Origin of the sequence: Serratia sp. YC16 (assembly GCF_009707615.1) — a bacterium.
Classification (GTDB): domain Bacteria; phylum Pseudomonadota; class Gammaproteobacteria; order Enterobacterales; family Enterobacteriaceae; genus Serratia; species Serratia surfactantfaciens.
In genome coordinates, this window is the sequence record NZ_WLYN01000004.1 from 113,394 (window position 1) to 128,965 (window position 15,572).

16 protein-coding genes are annotated in these 15,572 nt (G+C 59.3%); 2 read left to right on the top strand and 14 right to left on the bottom strand.

The annotated features are described in order from the left end of the window. The 3 genes from GKN89_RS14795 to lpxO all read right to left on the bottom strand — a co-directional run bounded on the left by GKN89_RS14795 (position 1) and on the right by lpxO (position 2,940). The gene (locus GKN89_RS14795; RefSeq protein ID WP_230328998.1) at positions 1–699 is read right to left on the bottom strand and encodes a CTP synthase; all 699 of its coding nucleotides are present in this window, start codon (positions 697–699) and stop codon (positions 1–3) included. Positions 700–814: 115 nt separating this feature from the next. After that, the gene (gene lpxP / locus GKN89_RS14800; RefSeq protein WP_044030347.1) at positions 815–1,735 is read right to left on the bottom strand and encodes a kdo(2)-lipid IV(A) palmitoleoyltransferase; all 921 of its coding nucleotides are present in this window, start codon (positions 1,733–1,735) and stop codon (positions 815–817) included. A gap of 299 nt (positions 1,736–2,034) precedes the next feature. Then, positions 2,035–2,940 carry a lipid A hydroxylase LpxO gene (gene lpxO, locus GKN89_RS14805; protein WP_154747270.1) on the bottom strand — a complete coding sequence of 302 codons (906 nt, stop codon included), beginning with the start codon at positions 2,938–2,940 and terminating at the stop codon, positions 2,035–2,037. Positions 2,941–3,187: 247 nt separating this feature from the next. Here lpxO and GKN89_RS14810 point away from each other — a divergent pair, with 247 nt between their 5' ends. Beyond that, positions 3,188–3,529 carry a hypothetical protein gene (locus tag GKN89_RS14810; protein WP_019453181.1) on the top strand — a complete coding sequence of 114 codons (342 nt, stop codon included), beginning with the start codon at positions 3,188–3,190 and terminating at the stop codon, positions 3,527–3,529. Between the two features lie 126 nt (positions 3,530–3,655). Here the strand turns inward: GKN89_RS14810 and fis are convergent, their stop codons facing one another. The 11 genes from fis to GKN89_RS14865 all read right to left on the bottom strand — a co-directional run bounded on the left by fis (position 3,656) and on the right by GKN89_RS14865 (position 13,391). After that, the gene (gene fis, locus GKN89_RS14815) at positions 3,656–3,952 is read right to left on the bottom strand and encodes a DNA-binding transcriptional regulator Fis (RefSeq protein ID WP_000462905.1); all 297 of its coding nucleotides are present in this window, start codon (positions 3,950–3,952) and stop codon (positions 3,656–3,658) included. After that, the gene (gene dusB / locus GKN89_RS14820) at positions 3,934–4,938 is read right to left on the bottom strand and encodes a tRNA dihydrouridine synthase DusB (protein WP_004936856.1); all 1,005 of its coding nucleotides are present in this window, start codon (positions 4,936–4,938) and stop codon (positions 3,934–3,936) included. Before dusB ends, fis begins: the two co-directional genes overlap by 19 nt. A gap of 393 nt (positions 4,939–5,331) precedes the next feature. Next, entirely contained in the window at positions 5,332–6,213 is an 882-nt protein-coding gene (gene prmA / locus GKN89_RS14825) for a 50S ribosomal protein L11 methyltransferase (RefSeq protein WP_063918682.1), read from the bottom strand. An 11-nt stretch (positions 6,214–6,224) separates the two neighbouring features. Beyond that, complete coding sequence (gene panF, locus GKN89_RS14830) at positions 6,225–7,670, bottom strand: sodium/pantothenate symporter (protein WP_154747271.1); 1,446 nt, start codon at positions 7,668–7,670, stop codon at positions 6,225–6,227. Beyond that, on the bottom strand, positions 7,660–7,902 hold the full coding sequence (locus GKN89_RS14835; RefSeq protein ID WP_004936865.1) for a YhdT family protein: 243 nt from the start codon (positions 7,900–7,902) through the stop codon (positions 7,660–7,662). Before GKN89_RS14835 ends, panF begins: the two co-directional genes overlap by 11 nt. A gap of 152 nt (positions 7,903–8,054) precedes the next feature. After that, a complete protein-coding gene (accC, locus tag GKN89_RS14840; RefSeq protein ID WP_019453177.1) occupies positions 8,055–9,404 on the bottom strand; it encodes an acetyl-CoA carboxylase biotin carboxylase subunit in 1,350 nt (449 codons plus the stop codon). Between the two features lie 12 nt (positions 9,405–9,416). Then, a complete protein-coding gene (gene accB, locus GKN89_RS14845) occupies positions 9,417–9,884 on the bottom strand; it encodes an acetyl-CoA carboxylase biotin carboxyl carrier protein (RefSeq protein WP_019453176.1) in 468 nt (155 codons plus the stop codon). Positions 9,885–9,916: 32 nt separating this feature from the next. Next, positions 9,917–10,369 (bottom strand): type II 3-dehydroquinate dehydratase, encoded by a 453-nt coding sequence (gene aroQ / locus GKN89_RS14850; RefSeq protein ID WP_004936891.1) that lies wholly within the window; start codon positions 10,367–10,369, stop codon positions 9,917–9,919. Positions 10,370–10,656: 287 nt separating this feature from the next. Next, a complete protein-coding gene (gene msrQ / locus GKN89_RS14855) occupies positions 10,657–11,256 on the bottom strand; it encodes a protein-methionine-sulfoxide reductase heme-binding subunit MsrQ (RefSeq protein WP_004936895.1) in 600 nt (199 codons plus the stop codon). Next, positions 11,257–12,258, bottom strand: coding sequence for a protein-methionine-sulfoxide reductase catalytic subunit MsrP (msrP, locus tag GKN89_RS14860; RefSeq protein ID WP_154747272.1), 1,002 nt, complete (start codon positions 12,256–12,258; stop codon positions 11,257–11,259). Positions 12,259–12,413: 155 nt separating this feature from the next. Beyond that, complete coding sequence (locus GKN89_RS14865; RefSeq protein ID WP_019453174.1) at positions 12,414–13,391, bottom strand: MDR family oxidoreductase; 978 nt, start codon at positions 13,389–13,391, stop codon at positions 12,414–12,416. A gap of 205 nt (positions 13,392–13,596) precedes the next feature. Here GKN89_RS14865 and csrD point away from each other — a divergent pair, with 205 nt between their 5' ends. Next, positions 13,597–15,531: an RNase E specificity factor CsrD gene (gene csrD, locus GKN89_RS14870; RefSeq protein ID WP_019453173.1), complete on the top strand. Its 1,935-nt coding sequence runs from the start codon at positions 13,597–13,599 to the stop codon at positions 15,529–15,531. Positions 15,532–15,572 lie beyond the last annotated feature (41 nt).

The window sequence follows — 15,572 nt, forward strand, 5'->3', positions numbered from 1 at the left end:
TTATCCGTTAGCGGCGGTTTTGACGAGCTCCACCACCAGCGGTGAAAGCTCGCCGCGCAGCGCGGCGCGTTCCGACTGGAACAGCGTGGCGACGTAAAAGCGCCGGCCCGGTAGCTCGATAGCGCGCACGTCGCCTTCGGTGTCGTGGCCGCTGATGATCAGCGGGAAGCGCTCAAGATCGGCGACGAATTCCGGATTGACGCCGAAGTTGCAGTGGTAGCCTTCATGGGTGTTCAGGCTACCGTAGGCCCGCGCGACGCGGCTGCCCGACTGAAAAACGATGTCGCCGGTTTTTTCCACCAGCGAGCAGCTCAGCGGGGCGATCACCAGCCGGCCGCCGCTGTCGGTTTCGGCATGACCGGCGTCGTGCCAGCCCATCACGTTGCGGGCGTACTCGACGATAGCGTATTGAAAACCGCCGCAGGAGCCGAGGAATGGCACGTCGTTTTCCCGCGCATGCCTGATCGCCATAAAGGCGCCGTCGTCGTGACGATACGGGCTGCCCGGCACCACCCAAATGGCGTCGAAATCTTGCAGGACTTCGGGGGAGGTCAGGGTTTCGGTCGGCAGCCATTGAGGCTGAACGTCGATGTCGAGGTGAGCGGCGGTAAGCTGGAGCGCTACGGGGATGGCCTGATGGGCGACGGCTTGCGGATTGTAATCACCGACCAGAGCAATGCGGACTTGAGCTTTCATCATTTCCTTTCCTGTGCGGGTAAAGAGGGAGATTACAGGAAAGCGAAATGTTGAGCCGCAGATTTTTTAAACGCGGCGCACAAAAAAGCCCGGCGTCGGCCGGGCTGGAAAACGGGGTTCAGTACAGCGACGGCGCGCCGACTGGCCGGGTTTTGAAGCGGCGATGCAGCCACAGATATTGCTCCGGCGCCCGCATGATCTCTTTCTCGATCACTTTGTTCATATAAGCCGCCGCCGCCTGTTCGTCGCTGAGCGGGTAGTCTTCCAGAGCCGGCTGGATCAGCAGGTCGTAGCCACGGCCGCCTTCACGGCGGATCAGCACCACCGGCACCAGCGCCGGGTTGGCCATGCGCGCCAGCATGAAGGTGCCGCTGGTGGTGGCGGCCTGATCGACGGCGAACAGCGGCGCGAATACGCTGCCGCGCGGGCCGTAATCTTGATCCGGCGCGAACCATACCGCCTCACCGCGCTTGAGTGCGTGCACCATGCCGCGCAGATCCTTGCGATCGATCATCGCCTTGTTGGAGCGCATGCGGCCCTTGGTTTGCGCCCACTCCATCGCCTTGTTGTTGTGCGGGCGGTACATCGCCATCATCGGTTGGCACAGGCCCATTGCCCGGCCGCCCAGCTCAAGCGACATAAAGTGCACGCCGATCACCAGCACGCCGCGGTCGTCACGCTGCGCCATTTTGAGGTGGTTGATGCCGGAGACGTTAAACCAGCGCTTAACGCGTTTATCCGACCAGAACCAGGCCATGCCGGTTTCCAGCAGGCCCATGCCGAGGGACTCAAAGTTGCCCACTACTTTACGCTCGCGCTGTGTTTCGTCCATTTCGGGGAAGCACAGTTCGAGGTTGCGGCGGGTGATGGCGACGCGACGCTTAAGAAAGCGCATCGAGGTGCGCCCCATCCATACGCCAAGGCGGTTAAGCAGCGGGTAGGGGAGTTGCACCAGCAGGAACAACAGGGCCAGACCGAACCAGGTCAGCCAGTAGCGCGGGTGCAGCAAGGAAAGTTGAAATCTCTTTTGGCGTTTCATAGCAGCTCGTTTATGCGTTAGGGGGGTAGCAACCTGTAGCGCATAAAGGATCCACTCGATAGCGATACAACGACTCAGACACCCGGGGACGGCCAGGGTTTAGTCAGAATTCCATAATTGACTAAACATTTACATTCGAAGGGCGGTTTGCGCTGCTATCAGGCTTCGGAGGGATAGCTGTTGGCCAGCGGAGGCGGCTCTAGGAATGCGTATGTTAACACAGGGTACGGGGTTCAGAGGAAGAGAGGCATGCGAATATTCTCATTCGCATTGCCTCTGGATTGACGATTGGCGACGGTTTACAGGCTGGGGAGGATGATGGCGGCGAAAATGGCGGCGATCACCAGCCATTTCAGCAGGTAGTAACCGCGGCGATTACGCGCCTTCAGGCGCTGGCCGGCGTCGCGCACCGCGTTGACGTATTTGAAGATGCGGTTGATGCCGCCGGTGCGGTCCTGATCGTCGTTCGGCGAACTGGCCGCCGACATCAGCGTAGCGCCGACCCAGTGGTTGACCGCCTGCGCCCAGCGCCATTTCATTGGCCGCTCGACGTCGCAAAACAGAATGATGCGCGTCTGGTCGGTGGCGTTTTGCGCCCAGTGCACGTAGGTTTCGTCGAAGATCACCGCCTGGCCGTCGCGCCAGCTGTGCTGCTCGCCGTCCACCTCGATGAAGCAGCGATCGTCGTTGGGCGTCATCAGCCCCAGGTGGTAGCGCACCGAGCCGGCGTAAGGATCGCGGTGTTTACCCAAATGGCTGCCGGGCGGCAGCTCGGCGAACATCGCCGCCTTGACCGATGGGATGCGGTTGAGCAGCTCGACGGTTTTCGGGCACAGCGTTTGCGCCGAAGGGTGACTGTCGCTGTACCATTTCAGATAGAAACGTTTCCAGCCGCGTTTGAAGAAGGTGTTGAAGCCGGCGTCGTTGTGCGACTGCGCCTTTTTGATGTGATCCTGCAAACGCACCGCTTCCTCGCGGATCACCTGCCAGTTGTCGGTCAGCGTTTGCAGCTCCGGGAAGCCTTTTTCGTCGAAATAGGGCTGTTTGGCGGGCAAACGGGAGAAACCGGTCATAAACATGTTGATCGGCCCCATAAACGTGGAGTGATCGAACAGTTGGCGGGTAACCTTTTGTTTCTCTTTGCCGCGGGAGTGTGCGTAGAGGAAGCTGACGATGAAAATGCCGATAATGATCGCGGCAACCATAGAATCCATCCCTGTTAGTGCTTGTTAATAATTCGTACAAATTATAGTTTTGTGACAGGAAAAATTTAACGTTTTCGTGCTCTTTGACCGGGATCCGCGTAAGTGGCATAAAAGAACAAGAAATATATTAAAAATAAAATTTTATATCGATTTTTTTGGTTTTAGTCCTATTCTTAAATCGTTCGAGGGGCATTTTATGCCATCTTGTTTCATGACGAATGGCACGTATCTGAGAAAAGAGGGACTTATGAAGAAATCAATCATTGCCTTGTCTGCACTGCTGCTCGCTTCCCCGGTGTTCGCCGCCGATACCGCGACCGACACCGCCGCTCACGCCAGCAACGAGGTCGTTGCCGAAGCGCATAAAGGGGCGGATACCGCCAAAGAAAAGCTGCACCAGTCTCAGGACAAGGGTGAAGAGCTGAAGCTGAAAGCCAAGCACGCCGCCGAAGGCAAGAGCGATAGCGTCGGCAGTAAAGTGAGCGAAGGCTCGCAAAAGGCCTGGCACTCCACCAAACAGGGGTCGGAGAAGGCTTGGGATAAGACCAAGCAAGGGGCGGAAAGCCTCAAGAACAAAGTGACCGAGTAAGGTCTCCGCTTTACCCCAAGGGCCGCGCTGCGGCCTTTTTTATTGCTCGCAAACCGGGAATGCCCCAAAGAAAAAGGCGCCGCCTCTTGCAAGGTTGCGCCTTTTCAACACGTTAACTGACTAGTATCAGTTCATGCCGTATTTTTTCAGCTTCTTACGCAGCGTGCCGCGGTTGATGCCCATCATCAGGGCTGCGCGGGTCTGGTTGCCACGGGTGTATTGCATCACCATGTCCAACAGTGGCTGTTCAACTTCAGCCAGTACCAGCTCATACAGGTCATTTACGTCTTGACCGTTCAGTTGAGCAAAATAGTTCTTCAGTGCTTGTTTAACCGAGTCACGCAGAGGCTTTTGAGTCACCTGATCTTGTGAGTTAACGGTAGAAACGGTCAGTACGTCAGAATTTACGCGTTGTTCGAACATAGTTCTGTCAGCTCTTTTTTTACGCTAAGATTTTCGAAATATGCCTCCAACGCCTCCAGCTGTTCGCTGGCATCCTCTATGGCGTTGAATGTGCGCCGAAACTGGTCATTCGGAGCGTGTTCCTGGAGATACCAGGACACGTGCTTACGAGCAATCCGGAATCCCTTGCCTTGGCCATAGAAGCCGTGCAATTCCCGAATGTGCCCAATCAACAAGCGCTTCACCTCGCCAAGCGGCAGCGGCGGCAGCAACTCCCCAGTGTCCAGATAATGCTGGATTTCCCGGAAGATCCAGGGTCTCCCCTGAGCAGCGCGGCCTATCATCAGGGCGTCGGCCCCGGTGTAGTCGAGCACTGCTCTGGCTTTATGCGGGTCAGTAATATCCCCATTCGCGATAATCGGAATGGAAACACTCTGCTTAACTGCCCGAATGCTGTCGTATTCCGCGTCGCCGTTAAACAGACAGGCGCGGGTTCGGCCGTGAATCGTCAGGGCCTGAATACCACAGTCTTCGGCCAGTTGGGCAATCTCTACACAGTTACGATGCTCTGGCGCCCAGCCGGTGCGAATCTTCAGCGTTACCGGCACATCCACCGCGTCAACCACCGCGTGGAGGATCCGTTTTACCAGATCCGGGTACTGCAACAAGGCGGACCCGGCAAGCTTCCGGTTCACTTTTTTGGCAGGGCATCCCATATTGATGTCGATGATCTGCGCGCCGCTGGCCACGTTAATACGCGCGGCGGCGGCCATATCATCAGGATCGCATCCGGCAATCTGCACGGAGCGGATCCCTGGTTCATCGCTATGCACCATACGCAGACGCGACTTATCCGTCCGCCACACCTCCGGGTTGGAGGAGAGCATTTCGGATACAGCCATCCCAGCACCCATTGCATGACAGAGGGTTCTGAACGGGCGATCTGTAATACCGGCCATCGGGGCCGCAATCAGGCAATTAGTAAGCTGGTGGTGTCCAATGCGCATAGACAAAGAGTGACCATACTGTGTCCGCAAGGGCGCGTATATTACGCATTTTTGCGCCGAGATGAAAGGCCAAACTTTAACCAATTGGCCCGATATTAGGGCGAAAAATGCGCTACGCGGTGATTCATAAAAATATTATATATATTTTACAATAAGTTGACGAAAAGTGCTTATTTTGTGTGCGGCAAAATATTCGCCTTTGTGCAGGATATTATCTGCATTCACCCGCTGTTTTGGCCGGGATAGCCTGCCTAGAAGGCGCATTGTCAGGGCGATCCGTCGTTGAACGGCGAAAAAGTGGATAAAATTTTGTGTCGTTCGCGGGCCGATCGCCGGACAAAAAAAATCCACCGGCGCAGGGCCGGTGGATGATAGAACAACGCGCCGTGTCGCTTATTTGCGGCGGCCGGTGATGCGGCACCACTCTTCGCGCTCGGCGACCGGGTCGAGTGCGAACTTCTCTTTGTAGGCTTCCGCTACGCTGCTTGCCTGGCTGGCCAGTACGCCGGACAGCCCCAGATGGCCGCCGGCCTTCGGCAGGCAGCCGATCAGCGGCGCCAGCTCGCGCAGCGGGCCGGCAAGGATGTTGGCGACCACTACGTCCGCCAGCAGGTCCGCCGGCTGGTCTTTCGGCAGATACAGCTCCAGACGCTCTGAAACGCCGTTACGCTGCGCGTTGTCGCGGCTGGCCTGAATGGCCTGGGGATCGATGTCGATGCCGATAGCGCGCGCCGCACCGAGTTTCAGGGCGGCGATCGCCAGGATGCCGGAACCACAGCCGAAGTCGATAACGGTTTTGCCGGCCAGATCGAGGCCGTCCAGCCACTGCAGGCACAGCGCGGTGGTCGGGTGAGTGCCGGTGCCGAACGCCAGGCCCGGATCGAGCATGACGTTGACCGCGTCGGGATCCGGCACGTCACGCCAGCTCGGGCAGATCCACAAGCGCTCGCCGAAGCGCATCGGGTGGAAGTTGTCCATCCACTCGCGCTCCCAGTCCTTATCCTCCAGCTGTTCTATCTTGTGGCGGAAACCGGCGCCCAGCAGCGGGTGCTGTTCCAGCATCGCCACCACCTCGGCCATATCGGTCTCGGCGTCGTACAGGCCGATCACGTCGGTATCGCCCCACAGCAGGGTTTCACCCGGCAAGGGTTCGAACACTGGGTTGTCGTGGGTGTCCTGGAAGGTCACCGACACGGCGCCGCTTTCCACCAGCGCGTCGCTCAGGTCTTCCGCCTGGCTGCCGGTGGTGTTCAGTTTGAGTTGGATCCAAGGCATAGCAATTCTCTTCAAGAGGGTAATGATGACGTCGCTCGGCGCTTTTCGCCGACGACGTTACCGAGATAAAACGCCAACAGGCTGAGCAACAGCGAAGGCACGATAGGATGCAGCCCCGCCGGTTGCAGGTTGAAGCTGGCCAATAGCGTATAGCATACCGCACCCGACACCATTGAGCTAAGCGCTCCCTGAGCATTGGCACGCTCCCAATACAGGCCCAGCACCAGCGGCCACAGGAAGACCGCCTCCAGCCCGCCGAAAGCCAGCAGGTTGAGCCAGATGATCATCTCCGGCGGCCGCCAGGCCGCCAGCAGCACCAGCAGGCCGAGGACCAGCGTAGTCAGGCTGGAAAAGCGCTTGATCAACCGCTCGTTGTGGATCTGCTGCGGCCGCACGCCAAGATAGAGATCCTTGATGATGGTGGCGGAGGATTGCAGCAGTTGGGCGTTGATGGTCGACATGATCGCCGCCATCGGCGCCGCCAAAAAGATCCCGGCGGCGTACGGCGGCAGCACGGTGATCATCAGCGTCGGGATCACCTGATCGGGGATCTTGAGATCCGGCAGCACCGCGCGGCCGAGCGCGCCGGCCAGATGCATGCCGAACATCAGCACTGCCACCACCACGGTACCGAGCAGAATGCCGCGATGGACCGCTTTGCTGTCCTTATAAGAGATGCAGCGCACGGCGGTGTGGGGCAGGCCGATCACCCCGAAGCACACCAGGATCCAGAACGACGCCATAAACGGCAGGCTGAGGATCTGATCGCCGCCCTGCGGCGAGACCAGCGCCGGATCGATCTGCTGCAGCTTGTGCACCGCGCTGTCCAGTCCGCCGGCGGCATGGATCACCGCCACCAGCAGCAACACGGTGCCGAGCAGCATCACCAGCCCCTGCATGGCGTCGTTCAGCACGCTGGCGCGGAAGCCGCCAAAGGCGGTGTAAAGTGCGATGCTGATGCCGAAGATCAACAGGCCGGTGTCGTAAGGAATGCCGGCGGCGGTCTCCAGCAGCCGGGCACCGCCGATAAACTGCACCGTCATGGCGCCGAGGAACGCCACCAGCAGGCTGAGGCTGGCCAGCCACACCAGCAGGCGGCTTTGGTAGCGGCCATACAGCATGTCATTGAGGGTGATGGCGTTGTAGCGGCGCGCCAGGATGGCGAATTTCTTGCCCAGCACGCCGAGCGACAGCCACACTGCCGGCAGCTGGATCATCGCCAGCAGCACCCAGCCCAGGCCGTATTTGTAAGCGGCGCCGGGGCCGCCGATAAACGAACTGGCGCTGATGTAGGTGGCGGTCAGGGTCATCGCCAGCACAAAGCCGCCCATCGAGCGGTTGCCGAGGAAGTATTCGCTGAGGAAATTCCCGCTCTGGCGGCGGCGATAGGCGTACACCGACAGGCCGAACACCAGCAACAGGTAGGCGATCAGCGGCAGAATCACTTCAGTTTGCATCGCGGTCCTCCAGCGAAATGTCGCGGAACACCGTGCGCACCATCAGCCAGCACAGGCCGATGAACAGCAGCGGCACCAGCAGACAGGCCATTTCGAACCAGTGCGGCAGGCCGGTGACGCCGATGGCGCTGTCCGGCAAATAGGCCGCCAGGCCCCAGGCCAGCAGGTAGAGCAGCGTCAGCCCCAGCGCCCAGCGCGCTTCGCGGTGCGCCTGGATAAAGCGTTTGTCCATCCGTGTCTCCCATAGGTTTACGGTGATGGATTCATCAAAGGTAGGGAATTTTACGGCATGACGGCGTTTTGCCAAGCCGTTACTGGCGGTAGTGCCAAAGAAAAAGGCCGGTGATTAACCGGCCTTTCGTCAGACGATGCTGCGTGGCTGCCTTAGGTTTCCTGCAGACCCAGCTTCTTCTCCAGATAGTGGATGTTGGTGCCACCGTGCTGGAAGTTTTCGTCGTTCATGATCTTCTGCTGCAGCTCAACGTTGGTTTTGATGCCGTCGATGATCAGTTCAGCCAGGGCGTTTTTCATGCGGGCAATCGCCACGTCACGGTTTTCGCCGAAGGTGATCAGTTTGCCGATCATGGAGTCATAGTACGGCGGTACAGTATAACCGGCGTAGATATGAGATTCCCAACGCACGCCGAAACCGCCTGGCGCGTGGAAGCGGGTGATCTTGCCCGGGCTCGGCAGGAAGGTGTTCGGATCTTCGGCGTTGATACGGCATTCTACCGCATGGCCGTGGATCTTCACTTCTTCCTGTTTGATCGACAGTGGCTGACCGGCAGCGATGCGCAGCTGCTCTTTGATCAGATCCACGCCGGTGATCATTTCGGTAACCGGGTGCTCTACCTGAATACGGGTGTTCATTTCGATGAAATAGAACTCGCCGTTTTCATACAGGAACTCGAAGGTGCCCGCACCGCGGTAGCCGATTTCCACACAGGCTTTCGAGCAACGCTCGCCGATGTAGCGGCGCATTTCGCTGGTGATGCCCGGCGCCGGCGCTTCTTCGACCACTTTCTGGTGGCGGCGCTGCATGGAGCAGTCACGCTCGGCCAGATAGATGGCGTTGCCCTGGCCGTCGGCCAATACCTGAATCTCGATGTGACGCGGATTCTCCAGGTATTTTTCCATGTACACCATGTCGTTGTTGAAAGCCGCTTTGGCTTCCGCTTTCGTCATGTTGATGGACTGCTCAAGGTCTTTATCGCTGCGCACGACGCGCATGCCGCGACCGCCGCCGCCGCCGGAGGCCTTGATGATCACCGGATAACCGATGCGCTTGGCGAAGGCACGGTTTTTATCCATGTCGTCGGTCAGCGGGCCGTCGGAGCCAGGCACGCAAGGCACGCCGGCTTTTTTCATGGCGTTGATCGCGGAAACCTTGTCGCCCATCAGGCGGATGGTTTCGGCTCTCGGGCCGATGAAGATGAAGCCGGAGCGTTCAACCTGCTCGGCGAAATCGGCGTTCTCGGACAGGAAGCCGTAGCCCGGGTGGATCGCCACGGCGCCGGTGATTTCCGCCGCCGAGATGATGGCCGGGATGTTCAGATAGCTTTTTACCGATGGCGCGGGACCGATGCAGACGGTCTCGTCGGCCAGCAGTACGTGTTTCAGATCGCGGTCGGCTGCGGAGTGAACCGCAACGGTCTTGATGCCCAGTTCTTTACAGGCACGCAGGATGCGAAGCGCGATCTCGCCGCGGTTGGCGATAACAATTTTATCAAGCATGGGGGCGCCTCGTTATTCGATGACGACCAGCGGCTCGTCATATTCGACCGGCTGGCCGTTTTCCACCAGGATGGCTTTCACGACGCCGGACTTGTCCGCTTCGATCTGGTTCATCATTTTCATGGCTTCAACGATGCACAGGGTATCGCCAGCGTTCACTTTCTGGCCCACTTCCACGAAGGCTTTCGCGTCCGGGCTTGGGGTGCGGTAGAAGGTACCTACCATCGGAGAACGAACGACGTGGCCACTCATGGCCGCCGGTGCTGCAGGGGTTTCTGCCGCAGGTGCGGTGGCGACGGCGGTAGCCAGAGCTGGCTGCTGCTGTGCCGGCATCGCGTAGGCCTGCTGCATGACGGGATAAGCCTGCGCCGGTGCGGCACGGCTGATGCGAACCGATTCTTCGCCTTCAGAGATTTCCAGTTCAGAAATGCCTGATTCTTCAACCAGTTCGATCAGTTTCTTGATTTTACGAATATCCATGAGTGTGATTCCGTACTCTTTTTGTGGAGCAATTAGTGGGTTTTCGACAGACGGTTAACCGCTGCCTGTAAAGCGAAAGCGTAGCCATCCGCGCCGAGGCCGCAAATCACGCCTACCGCTACGTCTGAGAGATAAGAGTGATGGCGGAAAGGTTCGCGGGCGTGCACGTTGGACAGGTGGATCTCGATGAACGGGATCTGCACCGCCAACAACGCATCGCGCAGCGCCACGCTGGTGTGCGTGAACGCCGCCGGGTTTATCAGAATGAAATCGGTGTTGCCGCGCGCCTGATGGATGCGATCGATCAGCTGATGCTCGGCGTTGGATTGCAGATGGCTCAGGGTAATATCCAATGCGGATGCCTGGTTTTCCAATCCGTTAACAATCTCTGTCAGCGTCGTGCTGCCGTACTTCTCCGGCTCACGCGTCCCCAGCAGATTGAGATTGGGGCCGTTCAGAAGCAAAATGTGAAACTTATCCGCCATTGTGCTGGTATCTCCGGCAATAAAACCATCATCGTAGAAAATAACCCGATGTTACCGATTTGTCACCTGTTAAGGGGTAAATTCACCCTGAGAACAGAAACAAGGTCGGGCATTATAACGATATCGTAGCAATTCGCAGCTAAATACTGGTCTTATCAGCGAAGATATTCAACCCCAAATCGACGAACTCGGGGATCCGTGACAGCAATATGAGCGCTGGAACACAGAAAAAGTTCCCGCCGACGGCGCGCGTTTTTCTACGGCGATAACGCGCGCCGCCGTGCGATTCAGCGCCACCAGGCGCGGAACTTCTTATAACGCAATCCCAGCAGTGCCACCGCCAGCAACGCGTAAATGAACGGCTGGGGTGAAAAGGTTTTGACCGACCACAGGTAGTGGATGGGAGCGAGGATCGCCGCCAGATAGACGAAGTTGTGCAACGTTTGCCATTTGGCGCCCAGTTTGCGCATCGCCCACAGCGTCGACGTGGCCGCCAGCGCCAGCAGGATCAGCCAGGTGAGGATGCCGAGCGTCAGATAGGGCCGGTTCACCAGCTCGCTGCCCAGCAGGCCGAGATTGCTCAGCCCCAGCTCCAGCGTGGAGTAGCTTATCAGGTGCAGCGTGCCCCAGGCAAAGCACCACAGCCCCACCAGGCGCCGGCAGCGGATCAGCAGCGGCTGACGGGCGTAGCGCGCCAGCGGGGCGATCATCAGCGTGGCCAGCAGCAGTTTCAGCGTCATCCTGCCGGTAAAATGCTGGATGTCCTTGGACGGATCGGCGCTGAACCAGCCCTGGTCCACCGCCAACACCAGCCAGAGAAAGGGCAGAAACGCCGCCAGATGCAGGGCGGCTTTCAGCCATTTGATATGAACAGGCGTCAGGCGCACTTAGAAATTCTCCCGCAGATCCATGCCGCGATACAGCGATGCCACCTGATCGGCATAGCCGTTAAACAGCAGCGTCGGTTGGCGTTTGACATCGAGAATGCCGCCGGAGCCGATGAAGCGCTCGGTAGCCTGTGACCAGCGCGGATGATCGACGTGCGGATTCACGTTGGCGTAAAAACCGTACTCGTTCGGCGCGGATTGGTTCCAGGTGGTCGGCGGCTGATCGCGCACCAAACGGATGTGCACGATCGATTTAATGCCTTTGAAGCCGTATTTCCACGGCGTAATCAGCCGCAGCGGCGCGCCGTTTTGCGGCGGCAGGGTTTTGCCGTACACGCCGACGGTCAGCAGCGCCAGCGGATGCATCGCCTCGTCCAGCCGCAGCCCTTCGACGTAGGGGTATTTCAGGCCGCCGCCGATAAAGCGATCTTTCTGGCCGGGCATCTGTTCCGGATCGTACAGCGTCTGGAAGGCCACGTAGCGCGCGTTGCTGTTCGGTTCGGCCAGCTTGATAAGCTTGCCCAGTTCGAAACCGATCCACGGCACCACCATCGACCAGGCCTCGACGCAGCGCATGCGGTAAATGCGCTGTTCCAGCGGGAAACGCTTCATCAGATCGTCGATATCCAGCGTTATCGGCTTCGCCACTTCGCCGTCGATGCGCACTTTCCAGCCTTCAGTCTTCAGCCCGCTGGCGTTGGCGGCCGGATCGGCCTTGTCGAGACCGAATTCATAGAAGTTGTTGTAGCCGGTGACCTTGTCTTCCGGCGTCATCGCCAACTGGGCCTGCCAGGCGGCCGGCTTGCTGAATGCCAGCGCTTTGCCCGGCGGCGCCTTGGGGCGATCGTTGCCTTTAAACCACGACAGCAGGTCCGCCTGCGCGCCGGTAGGCAGCGCCAGCGAAGCGGCGGTGATGCCGAGCGCCTGCAGCACTTTGCGCCGCTGGTGGAACACGCTCTCCGGCGTGACGTCGGCCTCGGTCAATTTGGGGTGTTTGTTCATGCTTATGTTCTCCGCGACTGATCCCCGCCGCCGGGGAGCGGCGGGCGGGTCTCCATCAAATAAGCATGGCGTTAAAGCCGGCCGGAAGCGAGGGGGCGCGGGAAAATATGAAATTTCGCAGAAGCCGGAGACCCCCCGTCGCCGGGGGGAGCGCGTCAACGGATCTTCACCAGGGTGCGGCCGGTGATTTGGTTGTTCAGCAGCGCGGCGGCGGTGGCCGGCGCCTGTTCGAGAGGGATTTGGTGCGTGGCCTGCTGATAGAAACTATCCGGCAGAATGCCGGCCAGCCGTTCCCAGGCGGTTTGGCGGCGATGCAGCGGCGTATGCACCGAGTCCACGCCCTGTAGGCGCACATTGCGCAGAATGAACGGCATCACGGTGGTCGGCAGTTGATAGCCGCCCGCCAGGCCGCAGGCGGCGACGGTGCCGTTATAATTCATCTGCGCCAGCACCCGCGCCAGCAGTTTGTCGCCGACGGTGTCCACCGCGCCGGCCCACAGCTGTTTTTCCAACGGACGCGGCGTGTCGATATAGCCATCGCGGGACATCACCTCTTTGGCGCCGAGCGCCTTCAGGTATTCGGTATTGCTGTCGCGGCCGCTGATGGCGGTCACCCGGTAACCCAGCGCCGCCAGCAGAGCGATGGCGGTGCTGCCCACGCCGCCGCTGGCGCCGGTGACCAGGATGTCGCCGTCGTCCGGGTGCACGCCGCCTTCCTCCAGCGCCATTACGCACAGCATGGCGGTAAAGCCGGCGGTGCCGATGATCATCGCCTTGCGCTCATCGAGGCCGTTCGGCAGCGGCACCAGCCACTCGCCGGAAACGCGCGCCTGCTCGGCCAATCCGCCCCAGTGGTGTTCACCCACGCCCCAGCCGGTGAGCACCACGCTTTGGCCCTCTTTGAAACGATCGTCGCGGCTGTGGCGCACGGTGCCGGCGAAGTCGATGCCCGGCACCATCGGGAAGTTGCGCACGATCTTGCCTTTGCCGGTGATCGCCAGCGCATCCTTGTAATTCAGGCTGGACCAGTTGATGTCGACGGTAACATCACCCTCCGGCAATTGGCCGCTGTCGATATCTTTGATATGAGCCAGAGTTTGGTCGTCTTGTTGTTCCAATAGCAGTGCACGCATGTCACTCTTCCTCTTGTTTACACTTTTCTATCAATGGCTGAATCACATTTCTTTGACTATATGCATAATAAGCGGCTCAGGCCCTGATAAAGGACAAAAATGGCGCTTGCAGGTTTTATTCCTCGGCAAGGCTTGTTAGGGTTGGACAACCCCCTTTTAACTAAAGGGTGAACACTCACTTAACCATAGCGGACAAGGCACAGGGATGCGATTTACCACCAAACTCTCTGCATTGATCACTCTGTTGGTCGCGCTGGCGATGTTTTTGATGCTGATGGGATGCTCATACAGCTTCTTTTACGTTACCCAGGATCGCCAGGAGCGTCGCTTTGATTCGCTGGTCACCTCGCTCGATCAGGCCATGTTGCACGAGTCGCCGCGCGATCAGGAGAAATGGTTGCCGATCGTCATGCGCCCGCTCGGCATCGTGTCGATCCGCGTAGAGGCCGGTACCAGCCAGTTTCTCAACTATAAATTGCCGACGGTGAAAAAAGAGCCCTGGGATGCGCTGAACGGCTATCGTCAGGTCTCGCGCCCCCTGTTGCAGCACCCGGGCAGCACGCTGTACATCACTTACCTCGATCCCTTCGCCAGCGATGTGCGCACGCTGCAGTCCACCGCCGCCGTCACGCTGTCGATCGTCGTCATGGTGGTGGTTTTGCTGTTCAGCCTGCGCTGGCTGCGTGAACAGGCCGACGGTGAAGATCGCCTGGAACGCCGCGCGCGGCGCATTCTGAACGGCGAGCGCGAAAACGTCATGCAGGGCGATGTGCGTGAGTGGCCGGCCAACGTCAGCGGCGCGCTCGACCGCCTGCTGGCCGATCTGGCGGAAGCGCGGGAAGAGCGCAGCCGGGTCGATACGCTGATCCGCGCCTTCGCCGCACAGGACGCCAAAACCGGGCTTAACAATCGCCTGTTCTTCGATAATCAATTGACCACTCAGCTGGAAGACGAAGGTTCGCACGGCATCGTGATGATGGTGCGGCTGCCCGATTTCGAGACCCTGCGCGACACGCACGGCAGCGTAGCGGTGCAGGAGCTGATGTATTCGCTGGTCAATCTGCTGTCGACTTTCGTGATGCGATACCCGTCGGCGTTGCTGGCGCGCTATTTCCACAGCGATTTTACCGTGCTGTTGCCGCATCGCACCCTGAAGGAGGCCGACGGCATCGCGTCACAGCTGGTCAACGCCATCGATGCCTTGCCTTCCACGGCGCTGATCGACCGTGAGGCCTTCCTTCACATCGGCATCGTGGCGTACCGCAGCGGCCAAACCACGGAGCAGGTGATCGACTATGCGGAGCAGGCGACGCGCCATGCCACGCTGCAGGGCGAAAACGGTTGGTATGTGTACGACAGCCAGGTGCCGGAAATGGGGCGCGGCAGCGTCAAGTGGCGCACGCTGCTGGAACAGGTGCTGGCGCGCGGCGGCCCGCGGCTGTATCAGAAACCGGCGGTCACCGTGGAAGGCGAAGTGCACCATCGTGAGATCATGAGCCGGATCTATGACGGCTCCCAGGAGTTGCTGCCGGCGGAATATATGCCGCTGGTTCAGCAGTTGGGGTTGGCGGAGAGCTACGATCGCCAGCAGGTGAGTCGCATCATCCCCTTGTTGACGCAATGGCCTGAGGAAACGCTGGCGTTCCCGCTGTGCGTGGATTCGATTTTGCAGCGCTCTTTCCAGCGCTGGCTGCGCGATACGCTGCTGCAGTGCGAAAAAAGTCAGCGTCGGCGAATTCTGATTGAACTTGCGGAGGCAGATGTGTGTCAACATATCGACCGTCTTCGTCCGGTGCTGAGGCTGTTGTCAGGGCTGGGCTGTCGCCTCGCGGTGTCCAAAGCGGGTTTAACCGTGGTCAGTACGTCCTATATCAAGTCGCTGCAGGTGGAGATCGTCAAGCTCCATCCGGGGCTGGTGCGGAGTATCGATAAGCGGGACGAAAATCAGCTGTTCGTGCAGAGCCTGACCGGGGCCTGCGCGGGGACGCACGCTCAAGTGTTCGCCGCCAGCGTGCGTACGCGCAACGAGTGGCAGACGCTGAAAGAGCGTGGGATCCGCGGCGGGCAGGGCGACTTTTTCGCGTCGCCGGAGCCGATCGACCCGGGGCGTAAAAAATATTCACGTCGTTATCGTGTTTAAGCTGATTGCCGAACAAAAATTGACGTAGAATGAGCGCCGGA

Excerpts from the sequence above, each read along its gene's own strand:
- GKN89_RS14795 (WP_230328998.1), bottom strand. The coding sequence starts at position 699 with ATGATGAAAGCTCAAGTCCGCATTGCTCTGGTCGGTGATTACAATCCG.
- lpxP (WP_044030347.1), bottom strand. The coding sequence starts at position 1,735 with ATGAAACGCCAAAAGAGATTTCAACTTTCCTTGCTGCACCCGCGCTAC.
- lpxO (WP_154747270.1), bottom strand. The coding sequence starts at position 2,940 with ATGGTTGCCGCGATCATTATCGGCATTTTCATCGTCAGCTTCCTCTAC.
- GKN89_RS14810 (WP_019453181.1), top strand. The coding sequence starts at position 3,188 with ATGAAGAAATCAATCATTGCCTTGTCTGCACTGCTGCTCGCTTCCCCG.
- fis (WP_000462905.1), bottom strand. The coding sequence starts at position 3,952 with ATGTTCGAACAACGCGTAAATTCTGACGTACTGACCGTTTCTACCGTT.
- dusB (WP_004936856.1), bottom strand. The coding sequence starts at position 4,938 with ATGCGCATTGGACACCACCAGCTTACTAATTGCCTGATTGCGGCCCCG.
- prmA (WP_063918682.1), bottom strand. The coding sequence starts at position 6,213 with ATGCCTTGGATCCAACTCAAACTGAACACCACCGGCAGCCAGGCGGAA.
- panF (WP_154747271.1), bottom strand. The coding sequence starts at position 7,670 with ATGCAAACTGAAGTGATTCTGCCGCTGATCGCCTACCTGTTGCTGGTG.
- GKN89_RS14835 (WP_004936865.1), bottom strand. The coding sequence starts at position 7,902 with ATGGACAAACGCTTTATCCAGGCGCACCGCGAAGCGCGCTGGGCGCTG.
- accC (WP_019453177.1), bottom strand. The coding sequence starts at position 9,404 with ATGCTTGATAAAATTGTTATCGCCAACCGCGGCGAGATCGCGCTTCGC.
- accB (WP_019453176.1), bottom strand. The coding sequence starts at position 9,884 with ATGGATATTCGTAAAATCAAGAAACTGATCGAACTGGTTGAAGAATCA.
- aroQ (WP_004936891.1), bottom strand. The coding sequence starts at position 10,369 with ATGGCGGATAAGTTTCACATTTTGCTTCTGAACGGCCCCAATCTCAAT.
- msrP (WP_154747272.1), bottom strand. The coding sequence starts at position 12,258 with ATGAACAAACACCCCAAATTGACCGAGGCCGACGTCACGCCGGAGAGC.
- GKN89_RS14865 (WP_019453174.1), bottom strand. The coding sequence starts at position 13,391 with ATGCGTGCACTGCTATTGGAACAACAAGACGACCAAACTCTGGCTCAT.
- csrD (WP_019453173.1), top strand. The coding sequence starts at position 13,597 with ATGCGATTTACCACCAAACTCTCTGCATTGATCACTCTGTTGGTCGCG.